Annotated in this window: 5 protein-coding genes; 1 reads left to right on the plus strand and 4 read right to left on the minus strand. The window is 27.8% G+C overall.

What is annotated here, in order from left to right:
- Window positions 1-34: 34 nt before the first annotated feature.
- Window positions 35-5,587, minus strand: coding sequence for a right-handed parallel beta-helix repeat-containing protein (locus tag ABM4_RS03255; RefSeq protein WP_048200810.1), 5,553 nt, complete (start codon window positions 5,585-5,587; stop codon window positions 35-37).
- Between the two features lie 456 nt (window positions 5,588-6,043).
- On the opposite strand from ABM4_RS03255, the gene ABM4_RS03260 reads away from it, so the two are divergent.
- Window positions 6,044-11,428: an Ig-like domain repeat protein gene (locus ABM4_RS03260; RefSeq protein WP_016358249.1), complete on the plus strand. Its 5,385-nt coding sequence runs from the start codon at window positions 6,044-6,046 to the stop codon at window positions 11,426-11,428.
- Window positions 11,429-11,834: 406 nt separating this feature from the next.
- Here the strand turns inward: ABM4_RS03260 and thpR are convergent, their stop codons facing one another.
- The 3 genes from thpR to ABM4_RS03275 all read right to left on the minus strand — a co-directional run bounded on the left by thpR (window position 11,835) and on the right by ABM4_RS03275 (window position 14,518).
- The gene (thpR, locus tag ABM4_RS03265; RefSeq protein WP_016358250.1) at window positions 11,835-12,395 is read right to left on the minus strand and encodes an RNA 2',3'-cyclic phosphodiesterase; all 561 of its coding nucleotides are present in this window, start codon (window positions 12,393-12,395) and stop codon (window positions 11,835-11,837) included.
- 97 nt (window positions 12,396-12,492) lie between these two features.
- Complete coding sequence (locus ABM4_RS03270) at window positions 12,493-13,629, minus strand: 3-dehydroquinate synthase II (RefSeq protein WP_016358251.1); 1,137 nt, start codon at window positions 13,627-13,629, stop codon at window positions 12,493-12,495.
- Window positions 13,630-13,726: 97 nt separating this feature from the next.
- On the minus strand, window positions 13,727-14,518 hold the full coding sequence (locus ABM4_RS03275; RefSeq protein WP_016358252.1) for a 2-amino-3,7-dideoxy-D-threo-hept-6-ulosonate synthase: 792 nt from the start codon (window positions 14,516-14,518) through the stop codon (window positions 13,727-13,729).
- Between the last annotated feature and the right edge of the window lie 254 nt (window positions 14,519-14,772).

Below are 14,772 nucleotides of genomic sequence, written 5' to 3' on the forward strand. Positions count from 1 at the left end.
AATTTTAATAAAAATTGATGAAATAAATGAATAATCATTTATAATCATCGTTTCTTTTTTCTTTTCTATATCCAATATAAATTAATACTGCAAACATAATTATCACATATATTAATGTATTTGGATCTACTTTTTTGCTGTTTTTTAATTCCTCTTTTGTAAGTTCATATGCTTTAGACAATCCTGAGGATAATGAAGATCCAGAACTACTGCCTGCTCCTGATGGGTTAGCACCTCCAGAGTTTGGTCCGTCAACACCAACGTTTCCTTGGCCTTGACCATTGGTTGCTCCCTTGGCACCACTACTACCTTGGCCATTGGAGTTTCCATTTCCTCCATTTCCACTACCTTGGCCATTGGCATTTCCACCATTACTATTTCCACTACCGGTTCCATTTCCATTTCCACTACCGGAGTTTCCATTTCCATTTCCAGAACCACTGTTACCGTTTCCAGAACCAGGATTAGGTATTAAACTAGTTCCTGTACCTGAAGGTAAATTTGTATTAGTTTTACTATTTCCAGGTATAATTCCTCCAGTATTATCTTGGCTTTTACTGTTATCATTGATCTTGTACCATTCAACTTCAGATTTAGCCCAGTCTCTTTTATCTAGGTTTGCATTTCTCCAAACAGAGTCATCAGGTCCTTTTGAAGAACCCCACCAATTATGATTATCTACATCAAATACATCTTTGTTATATGATTTGATTGTGGAGTCATCAGGTGCAAAGTTATTCATAATATTGGAATTGGAAATACTTATATTTCCGTAAGCGCTTTGAATAGCACCACCTGTATTTAAACCACGATTACCATTTATAGTTGAGTTAAAAATGTTGACATGATTAGTAAAGTGATTATATCTATAATTTCCATTATAGTTTATTGCTCCACCTCCAGATGCAGTGTTATTGCTTATAAAACTATTAGTTATTGTGATATTTCCTGAAAGATAGAGTCCCCCTCCATTATTGGCAATATTTCCAATAATTGATGAACTGTCAATTATTCCATTATCGCATGAAAGGGATGCTCCTCCACCATTTTTATTTGCTTCATTTTTGGTAATGTTTGTAGATTTGATTATAAGATTATTTGTAGATGCGTCAATTGCACCTCCACTATTTGAAGCCTTGTTTTTATTGAATGTAGAATTATATATCTCAAGGGTAGAATTTGAACCTCCATTGAAGTATATAGCTCCTCCATTAATTGCATTGTTTGAATCAAATTTACAATTTCTTATAACTAATGAGGAATTTCCCATATTAAATATTACAGCACCTGAACCAAGATTGCAACATTTACTTACATCCTCGTTACGTGATTTGTAGGTTATACAGAATTTTGTTGAATTAATAGCAGTGTTCTTATTAAAGTTAGAATTGTATAGACTACAATTTCCTTGATTATATATGACTCCACCTTCACTAGCAGAGTTATTATAAAATTTAGATTGATTTACCATTAAATTTCCATAATTTCTAATTACTCCTCCTTTATGAGCAATATTATTACTGAAACTACTGTTGATTATATTTAAATCTCCATAATTTGTAGCTACACCACCAAAACCAGATACCTCTGTTTTATTTACATTAGTTGCACTATTATCCTCAAATGTTGAATTGACAATATTTAATCTACCTTTATTTAAGAAAACTGTACCATTACTTGAGTTTCCTTTAATAAATCTAATTTTTTCAACAGTTAATGATCCATTTTTATCAACTGTAAATAATTGGCTTTGATTAAGGTTTATTGTTACTTTTCCAGGGTTTATTCCAGATAATGTAATATTTTTTAGTATAGTTAAATTAGATTCAAAATAATCTCCATCATCTAAATAAATAACGCTATTAATTCCTTTACTTAATCCACGTGCAATGGTTTTATAAGGATTTTCTTTACTTCCATCCCCATTTTCGTCACTACCTTTTGGTGAAATGTAGATTTCGTAAGGGCTATTGTCATAAACTTTTGAATTAATAAAGTAAACAGCACTATTTGCGGTTTTTCTATTATTATCACTTACTAAATAATTCAATCTAACATATGTATTACTTGATTCACTTGGAATATATACACAATAATCATTTTCGGAATTTAAAGACTCTATGTGGTTATATTCAATTAATATTGAATTGGAATCTAAAGAGTAAATGCCAGTTTGATTTCCAGTTATTAAATCCTTGGTTATATCCTCTAGATTGCTACTGTTTAATGGTTTATTTATTATGAGAATATTGTTTTCTTTAATGGTTTCATTAATGGTATTATTTCCGAAATATCCATAACCTTTAAGGTTTTGAATCTCAATGTCATTAGAACTTATTTCTGTATTATTGGATTTAACTGATTCGATTAATTTTACTAAATCTGTATTTAACACAATCTTATTGTTTGTAATTCTAGTCTCTCTTGAATTTTCATTATTTATTAATGTAAATAATCCAGTGGTATTTCCTTGAATAATGTTGTTGCTAAAAACACTATTTCTACTACCTTTAATATCTAAAAACTCAACATTAGAACAATTATCAAAAACAATTTCATTACTTGAAACATTGTTATCTAAACCAGAATCCACTATAATTATTGGACTGGAATTAGTATTATTGATTCTGAAAATATTATTGTAGATTTTAAGATTTTCAGTATTGTTCAATATGATTCTTACTTGATTAAATATTAAATCTGAGATGATTGAATTAGAGCCGTTTTTATTAAATATTATTGTAGATGAGATAATTGAATTTCCATCATAAGAACTTATATTTAATGGAACGTCGATTATGAATGAATCAACAGTTGATAAGTTTTTAAATAAAATTTTATCATTTGATTTGATTAAACCATTTAGTCTTCCATTAGTTTTGCTTGTGAAATAATTTAAGAAATTATAATCTCCAATAATGTAGTTGGTATTCTTTATATCAACATTAAGAGAATATTTATATTTATTTAAAATATCCTTAATATTGGAATCAACTGAGTTATCATTTATTTGAATATTATTTGATTTTCTTGATATGTTAAATATTGAATCATTTCCATTTTCCTTGTTAATTATTGCAGTAATCTGATTTTTATTGATGTTAACATGGGATCCGTTGTTAATTATGATAGTTTTACTACTATCTGATTTGGTGTTAATGTCATTGTTATTGATTGTAAAGTTTTTAACATTGTTTAAAAATATTGGATATGCATTGGAGTTTCCTTTTATGATAATTCTATTTGAATCAATGTTAGTACCATTTGAGGTATTTCCTCCATTAATGTAAACTCCGTATCCTGAATTATTTAAAATATAAATATTAATGTAATTGTCAAGTATTTTACTTTCGTTTAATAGCTCAGCGGATATTCCTTTAGCATCATCATATGATTTTATAACAATATTGTTTTTGGATATTAATAATGAACTACTATTATTTGATAGATTGATTCCATCTGCTTTTGTATTGGTTTCAATATATATGTTGTTATTTGCTATTTCATCGTCATCTGAGTTAATAATTGAGATTCCATTTATATGGTTATTTTTATTGTTGTTTATTAGGGTAATATTATTTCCAGTTATTTGAATATTGTTTGTATTATTTACTGTAATTGCTTTATCATTGTTTAAATTATAAAAGGTTAAATCTTTAATAATGGTACCATCAGAACCTGAAACTAGGTCAATTGTAACATTATACAAAAAGTTATTGTCCATATTAGACATTAAAACCATTTTGTTATTGATTACTATTTTTTTATTAGTTATTATTCCAAAGATTATGACCCTGTTTGCATGTTCTTTAAATGTGTAATTTAAATATCCATCCTTTGTAAAGAAATCGTAGAAGTTATTATCATTAATTGTAATTGCCGTTGGATCTGTTAATATTCCATTAATAATATTATCAAATAGATTATCGCTTTTATTATCGGTTATCTCTCTTCTTATACCTGTAGCGTTTGTGGTAATTATATTGTTTCCAATAGTTGTGTTATAAATTAAACCATTGGTATAGATACCTTCACCATCGGAAAATATGGTGTTTGCCAGAATAGTATTGTTTTTAATTCTTACTTGAGGGCTATTAGCACTTATTCCACTTGAATTTGTTTCGATATAGTTTTCATGGATTCTATTATTTGATCCGTTAAATTGTATTCCTGAGTCTTTATTGTTTATAATTGTGTTGTTAAATATTGTATTGTTGTTAAATGTAACAATACCAATACCATAGGTATTTAATTTAACAATGTTGTCATAACAGCTGCTATTAACATAAACGTCTATAGCAGAATATGCACCATTGCTCATAGATATGTAATTATTGGATATTGTAGTATTATTCACATTGGATATTATACCTTTTAACACACTTCTATTGGTTAAAATAGTGTTGTTTTCTATTAGGGCGTTTCCTCCGTTTTTTACTGCAATTCCTGATTCGGTATTATCTAAAATCTTATTGCCTGTTATGGTAACATTTTCTCCATCAAGATTAATAGCGTCAGATACATGTTCAATGGTGTTATTAATAACTTTAGTATTATTATGTTTTCCATAGACTATTTGCATACCATAGGACATCTGGGAAGGTATTTCACTATACATATAATTATTTGAAATTAAAGTTCCAATACATACGTCAGTTGCTCCCATCCATCCTAAATGATTAAAATAAATACAATTTGACTGAACTGTTGTTAAATTGTTATATGAAATGTTATTGTAATTAGAGAGATCCATTACTAAACAACTTGTAGATTCAGTACGGGAGTTTCCAGTGTGGAATGAATTGTATATTATATTGTTGTAAGATGAATTGTATGCATAGAATGCAAAACCGAAGTTACATTCTGTATTATTAAACTTATTAAATGAAATAATGTTGTTATTTGTATTGTTTAAATAGATTCCATAGTATAATCCAATATTTACTCCATTGATATTAATATTCGATTCTTTGTTTTGAATATTGATTTTAGTAATTACTGAACCATCACTACCTTTTAATAAATATATTGCTCCATTTCTAATTATATCATTTGGACTTATACTTGTGATATAAAGTTTTTTATTTAATTTAAAGACTCTATTAGTAACATTCCCTATTTTAAGAATATCTCCGTCTTTAAATGTATCATCAGATAATAAATAACCAGTATATTTATTAAAATATTTCTCGTAATTGTCATTTGTAATTTCTATTGTTTTTCCAGCATGATCATTATTGGATATTAATGGTTTAGTTGGTTTTATAGAAATATTGCTTGTTTTATTGTCTTTATTTTTCCTTTCAATATTCATTGATTTTTTAATATTCTCTTTAGAATTTTTGGTATTGTCTAAAGATTTTGAATCATTATTTAATTGGTTCTGTTCTATAATTGAAATATCTTTTATCTGTTTTTGTTTTATAATTGAATTATTCTCAATAGTTAAATTTTTATAGTCATGGTTAATTGTTAGGTTACTCGATAATTCACCAGTATTGGGGTCTGTATTATTACTTGCATTAATTGTGCTTATTGTATTTAATGTTAATAAAATAATTAATAGTAAGATAATATAATAATTCAAACTTTTTCTCTTTATCTTTTCACCTCCTTTTAGGTTTTTAATCAAATTAAATTTTGTTTTAATTTCTAACTAAAATCATTAAAAATCAACTATTATTTATAGAATATAAAATTAATTTGATTACGATATATATATTAAATTTTATACATATTAAGTTTTTTTATATTTTTATTGGCGATTTAAATCATATCTCTTATCTTTTGATAGATATTTAATTCTATTTTAGTTTGAAATTCCTATGGCTTTTTTAACCATTTTAAATGGTTTTAATTCGTTTTTTATCTGTTTATGGTAAAATTAAACAATATGTTTAAGATTATTTTAATTTTTTTAAAATTCAATTAACAAGTAATAAATACTATTATCGATATATTAATTTTGTCAAAATTAATTTATGTTTTATCAATTATTTTTGACATTTTGAAAAAACAATTTTTTTGAAATAGAATAGATGTAATGGAGGTAAAAAAGATTAATAAAAAGATAATATTTGTATTAACTTTTTTTATCTGTGTTTTTTTAACAGTTTCTGCTGTTGGTGCTGCTGATTCAAATAATACTTCAGCAAACACAGTCAATGATTTAGGTACTAATCATAGTTTAAATGCTGTTAATACAAATACTCAAAATAATATATCACGTGATGGAAATGATATAAATAATGATATTTATGTTTCTCCTACTGGTGATGACTCTAATACTGGTGAAAGTAATACTAGTGCATTAAAAACTATTAATGCATCATTATCCAAAGTAAATGAATCAGATAATGCAGTTATTCATCTTTCAGAAGGTACCTTTTCTGGTGATGGAAATCATATGATAAAAATTAACTTTGCACATACTAATTACAATGGTTCCTTGACCTTTGTAGGTGCAGGTTACAATAAAACTATAATTGATGGTGAAGGTCAGTATAAATTATTTACTATTTCTGCTGATTCTCGTGTAAACTTTATTAACATTAGTTTTATTAATTGTAAGGATAATGCAGGTGGTGCAATTACTAACAATGGTAATGTAAGCTTTGATGCTTGTATATTTGATGGTAACAATGCAACATCTTATGGAGGTTCCATATACACTGGTGCTTTATCTACCACTACTGTTAAAAACTCATTGTTTATTAACAACTATGCTTCTGAAAGAGGTGGAGCAGCTAATTTAGGTGGAAACGTAAGTTTTGAAAACACCAAATTCATAAACTGTTCTGTTAAACAATCAGGTTGGGATGGTCAAGGTGGAGCATTAGATTATGGTTATATGTCAGCTGCTTCTGAGTACTTTAATATGATTAACTGTGAGTTTAATAATATTAAAGGAAGAGAGGGCGGAGTAGGCTATTTATTAGGTAATAATAAGGATATGACAAATTTTAACATTAAAAACAATAAATTCGTTAATTGTTCAGCATCTTTAACTAATAATGCTGATGTTTTATATTTACTTAACGGTAAATTAATTAATTTAAGCAATAACACTGTCTCTGAGTTAGGTAATAATGCACCTTTCTATATCTATTCAGGTAGTTACGTAACTGGCCTTAATATATCCTTTATGAATAATGAAACTGTAAATGTTGGAACTTCAACATTCCCATTAACTGCTACTGTTACTGATGATATGGGTAATGAAATATCCGGTGGATATGTATACTTCTATATTGACGGTAATCAAGTTAGTAGTAGAGACAATACACTAGAAAATGGTGAGGCATCTATTAGTGTAACTAAATTACTTGATAATGGTGTCCATGTAATTACAGGTTATTATGAAGGTCAAGACAACCAAACTCAAACCCTTAATAATGGAGCTATTAACTTTTACATAAATAGAACTATTGTTCACATTTATGTTTCTCCAAATGGTGACGATGAGAATGGTACCGGTTCTGCAGATAATCCATATAAAACTTTAAACAAAGCTATTACTGAAGGATTTAAAAACAATGTTAATGTATACATTCACATGGATGAAGGAGAATATGCCGCTGATGGAAATACTGGATTTTATTTAAATACTCCAGGTTATGTTAAAATCATTGGTAATTCTTATAACAAAACAACAATTATAAATAATAAATCTAATACAAGATACTTTGCTTTCGGTGAACATGTTTCCGGTGATATTAGTAATGTAAGTTTTGTTGGTGGAAATCATAATTCAGGTACTATTTATTCTGTAAAATCAGATGAATCTAAATTAAACATTGCTGATTGTATTTTTGAAAATGTTACTAATGCATTAAATGTTTGTAATGCTAAAATTGATAATTGTAAATTTTTATCTTCTTCAGCAACAGTAGGCCTTTCCAATATTACAAATTCTATTTTTGTTGGTGTTTCAGGCATGACTGCTTTAACATTACGTACTTCTAATGTTTTCAATTCATTATTTGAAAATAATAGTAATGGTGCAATTATTGCATCTCAAGGTGTAAGTGGACATAAAGGTATTTCATATATAATCGATAATTGTACTTTTATTAATAATAAAGGAACTAATGGTTCAGCTATTGATTATCCTCATGGTTCCATGTCCGCTGGAGATTTAATTGCTATAGTTAATAATTGTCTCTTTATTAACAACACTGCTTCTTCCTGGGGTGGTGCTTTTGCAATAGATCCTACTTTAAATATCACTGTATCTAATAACAGGTTCTATAACAACACTGCAAGTTATGGCGGAGCTATTGCTGCAGGTTCAACCGATAGTTTCTTTAGTAGATATACAGGTAATGTAACTTTTGTAAATAATACTATGGAAGGTAATAATGCTACTGTTGAAGGTAGTGAGATTTATGGAATTAGTTCTAATATGAATGTAAATGTAGTGTATGATGATTTAACCACTACTAAATTGTCAGATAAATTATCTGCAACTGTTACTGATGATATGGGTAATAAAATATCTGGTGGATATGTATTATTCTATATTAATGGTACTTATTTAGGTCAATCTCCATTAATCAATGGAACTTCTACTTTGATCTATGTTGGGTTTAGTAATGGAACATATAATCTAAATGGTACCTACTCTTTAGGTGGAAGTAATTCTACAAGTAAAAAAGGTATTATTACAGTAAATATTGTAAGTCAATATGATAACATTACTTTATATGTATCTCCAAATGGATCAGATGAGACCGGTGATGGTTCAATTGATAATCCATTTAAAACTATAAACCATGCATATGAAGTAGCTATTATAAATTCAAAAAATATTTTCCTTGAATTATTGGAAGGTAATTTCACTGGTGCTGGCAATGTTAATTTAAACATTTCTGGTAATATTAATGTTACAATTAATGGTAGGGGAATAGATAGAACTATAATGGATGAAACTCCAGTAGATACTGTATTCCAACCTTCAATTACTCTTACTCCAGGTTCTGGTAACTTTGTATTAGCAAACTTAACCTTTACTAATGGAGTAATTAAATATAATCAAACTAATCCTAATGCTCCAATATCTGATAATATAATTATCCCAAGTGGAGTTAATGCATATATTGAAAATGTTAACTTTACAAAAAACAATGGTTATAATGGTGGAGTATTTAATAATGATGGTAATTTAACTGTTGTTAATTCTACATTCTTTAATAATGGAGATTCCAAAATTGCTTCTGCAATTTATAATACTGGTGAACTAGAAATTATTAATTCAAGTTTCATATTAAACCATGCAAGTCAGTGTACCATTTATAATAGTGGTAAAATGACTATTTTATCTTCTTTATTTGAAGATGATTTACGTTCTGGTTATATGAGTTTCCACTATAGAATTTATAATACTGGTAATGCTGAGATAAATGAAACCAAATTTATTACAAGTAACAAAACTAGAAGTGAAGTATTGGATATTATTGGTAGAGGAAATGTTGGATATGGTCAGAAAGCATCATGGTGGGGACCTTCAAGAATAGATAATCCGCTATTTTCTAATAACCTATTTAATAATGGAACCATTTTATATTCAAATGATATATTTGAAGACCATCCTGAAGTAATGGATGCTGATAAATATGGTAACAGATATCGTCAACAGAGATGGGGAACTGATGGTATTTCTGTTAATCTAATGGGAAATACTAGTATTATTAATTCTACATTTAATAATATTCAATCATTCCAAATAGGTAACATTAAAGATGGTTTTGGATTAGTAGATGGATGTGTATTTAATAATGTTACAAATATTACAATTTCAATAACATATAATGCAATTAATGTTTTAATGTCTAATAATGTAATATTGTTTAATGAGAGTACTAAAAACTCTGATGGTAAATTTTACGTAAGTTTATATCAAAATGTTGCTTTAGGTAACATTAGTTTTGAAAATAATTGGTTTGGAAATAATAGTCAACCTACTTATACATTTGTTAATGCTTCTAAATCAAGTACTGTTAATTTCACTAACTGGTTAGTTTTAACATTGGATAATGTTACAAATGGAAACTTAGCACAAAATGCAACACTTTCATTTAAAAGATTTGACGGTGAGAACTTAACTGATTATAATGGTAATTTACCAGTAAGAACATTTAAATTTGAAAGTGACGACGGTACAATTACCCCTTTAAATGGTAATATTAGTGGTCCAGTTAATGTGGAATTTACTTTCCCAAGTACAGGTAATAAAACATTAAATGTCACTGTCGATAATCAAGTATTAACTTATAATACTACAATCTATAAATCATCAAAACTTAATATTACTCCAAATGTTGTTATCGGAGTTAATGCTGCTGTAATTACATTAACTGATGAAGATTCTAATCCAATTGACGGTGATGTTTTAGTTAATATTGGTGGTGTAGATTATCAGGTTACTGTTACAGGTGGTAAAATAGAATTTACTCCTGAAGAATTTAATACCGTGGGAGATTATGATGTAGTATTAAGTTACAAAGGAAATGGTAACTATTTACCATCAAACTTAGAAACCAAAGTATCAGTATTAATCCCAACTAATTTTGAATTTAGTTTTGATAATAAAGCTAATGTAATTGTTAAATTAGTTGATGATAAAGGTAATCCTATTAGTAATGCAGATATTAGTTATTTAATCAATGGTACACAAGTTAATCAAACATTAATCACAGATGAAAATGGTATGGCAAAAATCAGTGGTTTATCTGGTAATGTTAATTTAACCGCTGTATATGATGGAAACAATCTTTATTCACCTAATAATAAATCTATTGAGATTTTAATGGTTCCTAGACCTAAAAAATTAGCTACTCAAATTGTTTCTTCTGATTTTAGTCAGACTGCTGTTGATTATTATAAAGGTGAGCGTGGTGGATACTTTGTTGTTGCACTTAAGGATTCTGAGGGTAATGCTTTAGCTGGTAAACATATTAGTATTGGTTTTAATGGTAAGGTTTACAATCGTACAACTGATGAAAACGGTGGTGCTCGTCTTCAGATCAACCTTGCAAATGTGGGTGTCTATACTTTTGCTACTGCATTTTTAGGTGATGATGAGTGTAACGGTAGTTTTGTTGTAAATAAGATTACAGTTACTAAAAAATCTTCCACTATCACTGTTAAAGGAACCCAACCTGTTAAAGTAAGATCTTACAGAACCTTAACCTTCAATCTAAAAGGTGTTAAGGCAACTGATAAATCATCTTATGTTAATGCTATTGGTAGAACATTAAAGGTCACTGTTAATGGTAAGACATATACCTTAAAGACTGACAAGAATGGTAAAGCTACTTTGAAAGTTAGATTTACCAAGGCAGGTACCTATACCATTAAAACTGCATTTGCAGGTGACGGTACCTTTAATGCTAAGACAATGAACAGCAAGATAACAGTAAGAAGATAAAAATTATATTTTTTTAAAATAGTCAATCTCTTGACTATTTTTCCTTTTTTTTAAATTAATTATTTTTAGAATTTTTCATTTTGCTTATTTTATTTAATCAGTGTTCTTTTTTAATTTCAAAAATTAGAATTATTATATTAAGGTTTTAGGTAAATTTTCTTTTAATTTCTGAAATTATAATGATTGAATTAGAATAAGATTATAAAAATTATTTTAAAGTTATATTTATGTTTTGACTGATTTTTTTTAAAATTTTTACATAAATATAATTCTTTTATTTCTAAAATTATGATGATTGAATTAGAATAAGATTATAAAAATTATTTTAAAGTTATATTTTTATATTTAAATAGAATTGATTTAAATCATGTTTATATTAAAAGTGGATAATTAGAAATTATAAAGTTCAAAGATTAAACTCTTTTATATTTTCATATATGGGACCATTTGATGTTAATGTACTTTTTTTGAGATATATTTTCCTAACACACATATCACCAATCTCATAATCCTTATATTTTCTAATTTTATTCTGGACCTGATTTTTATTCCTTCCACTTTTCATTCTACCAATTGTTAAGTGGGAAATATAGTTTCTTTCAAGATTAAAACCTAATTTGTTAAACTCATAATCTAATTCCTTTTGAAGACTTTTAAGTTCTGGGTTTTCCTCAATTCCAATCCAAATAACTTTTATTCTTTTTTCATTTGGAAATGCACCAGACCCTTTTATTTTTAGCTCAAATGGTTTATAGTTTTTAATTACTTTTTCAATTGATTTTGAAATCCTATCTATCCTTTCTAGATCGATATTTCCAAAGAACTTTAAGGTAAAATGCATGTTTTTACTTGGAACATATTTAATATTGGTGTCAATTTGTTTAAAATCATCTTCAATTGTGTTGATTTTTTTAAGAAGGTTTTCATCTACTTCAATTGCAAGAAAACTTCGAATATTATCACTCATAATATCATCATAAAAAAAGTAATTGTTTTTAAGAAAAAATATAAAAATTAAGTTAAAAACTTAATTTTATTGTGTTTTTTGAATTTATAAAAAGTATCTATTTTTCAATAATATTTTCATCAATACTCATTCCGAAATGGCGAGCCTTTTGATCTATGAAGACCTTGATTTTATCTCCTTTTTTCAACTCAGCAACAGATAAAGGTTTTCCCTCATTATCCACTACACGGATTGTCTCAGCATTTTGAACTAATGTTTTGATTTTTACATCTTCATATTCTGCTTCAATTAATAGGAGTGGTCTTTTTTCTATTTTAGATCTACCAACATAAGCCTTTCTTGTTTCACCATCAGTATTGACTATTAATACTTCATCTCCAACTTCAAGCTCTGATAGATAACGTGTTTTTCCACCAGGAATCATTACATATGCTTGAACTGGTCCTGCATTAACTCTAAAAGGTCTTGATGCCACATATTCACTTTCTAAACTTTCGGAGTGAACAAAAATCATAGCTTTTGAATATGAACCAATAAGCATTCCTTCACCTGGTTCCATTATTGCAGTAGTATCTATGCAGACTCTATCACCTGAGCCAAGTGGGGTTACATTGGTGACTGTTGCATCTTTAAGACTATAGGTTTCCTGGGATAAATTCTCAATTAATTTTGAAATTTCTTTAATCTGATTAAAGTCTTTAGGTTCAAAGATAACACCATCTGTACCTACTTCTAAAGTTTCAATTGCTACTTTTGCATCTTCTACAGATTCTACAGCTGCTATGAGTTTAACATCTTTAGTTTGTAAGTCAGCAATAATGTTTTCAAGTGGGATTACAGTCCAATCTTTTCCAACAAGAATTAAATAATCACAATAATCTCCAAGTTTAACTGCTAACTGTTCATGATTCTTATCAGTTATCTCTATATAGGCACATACTGGTTTATTTAAGTTTTTAAATTTTTTTGCCTCAGCTAAATCTTTAGATTTATCTAAATTTTCATCTAATTCAAGTGTTCCATCTCCCTCAGAGGAAATACCAACAAGATAAATATCACTATCTTCACTATTTGATACAATATTTATATTTCCAAGTTTTCTTATGTTCTCATTATTTTCACTTGAAAAATTTACAATATGGTCAATTCCAGATTCAAGAGATGTTGTAATCATTTCTTTTGTTTCATCCCAACTACTTAGTGGGTTTAATATCCAAGCAAATTTTTCTGACATTACATATCTCCTTTTTGATTTTGAAAATAGATTAAATTTTATAAATCCTATATGATAGGTATTTATATATTTAATTTATTTTTTGATATTTTTTGGTTTATTTAAGTATTTCTAAAGCATCTTCAACATCAACATTATCATGTACAATACTTGAAACTGCTTTTGTTATCTTTTCAGGATTTTCAGCTTGGAAGAAATTACGGCCAAATGCTACTCCTGCACCGCCGACTTCAATAGAATCTTTGGTCATTTGGAGTAAATCTTTATTTGAATCTACACTAGGACCACCTGCAATAATGACAGGTACTAATGCACCTTCTACAACTTCTTCAAAACTAGCTGGATCTCCAGTATAATTGGTTTTTACAATATCTGCTCCAAGTTCTGCACCTACACGTGCTGCATGTTTTACAAGGTTTACATCATGTTCATCTTTTATATTAGGTCCACGTGGGTACATCATTGCAAGAAGTGGCATACCCCATTGACTACAGGTTTCAGCAACTTCTCCTAAAGATTCTAACATGTATGGTTCAGTTTCGGAACCTACATTTACATGTATGGACACTGCATCTGCGCCAAGTTGTATAGCTCTTTCAACAGAGGTTACGATAACCTTATTATTAGGGTCTGTACTTAAAGAGGTACTTGCTGATAAATGGATAATAAGACCAATATCATTACCATATCCTCTATGACCATTTTCCACAATACCTTTATGCATGAGTACTGCATTTGCTCCACCTTTGGAGATATTCTCAATGGTTTTATCAATGTTTACAATACCTTTAACAGGACCGTCTGATACACCATGGTCCATAGGTGCTATAACTGTCCTTCCAGTTTTACGATTTATAATACGTTCTAATCGTATTTTCTTACCTATCATATTTTTGTCTCACTTTTTAAATTATTTTTAAAATATCTATTTTTTTAATTTAATAGATATTAATACAGTTTTTATAAAATAAGATTTATAAACTTTTATAAAATGTTTATTTTTGTACATTTGATTTGATTTTTATTTTTAGGTGTCTTAATTGGATTTGTAAATTTTATAAATTTTAAAATAAAACAATGTAAAAAATAGTTTCTAATTAATTTATTTTAGTTTATGTATCTTTTTCTTATTAGTTCGATTAT

It is taken from the genome of Methanobrevibacter sp. AbM4, assembly GCF_000404165.1.
GTDB classification, from domain to species: Archaea; Methanobacteriota; Methanobacteria; order Methanobacteriales; family Methanobacteriaceae; genus Methanarmilla; species Methanarmilla boviskoreani.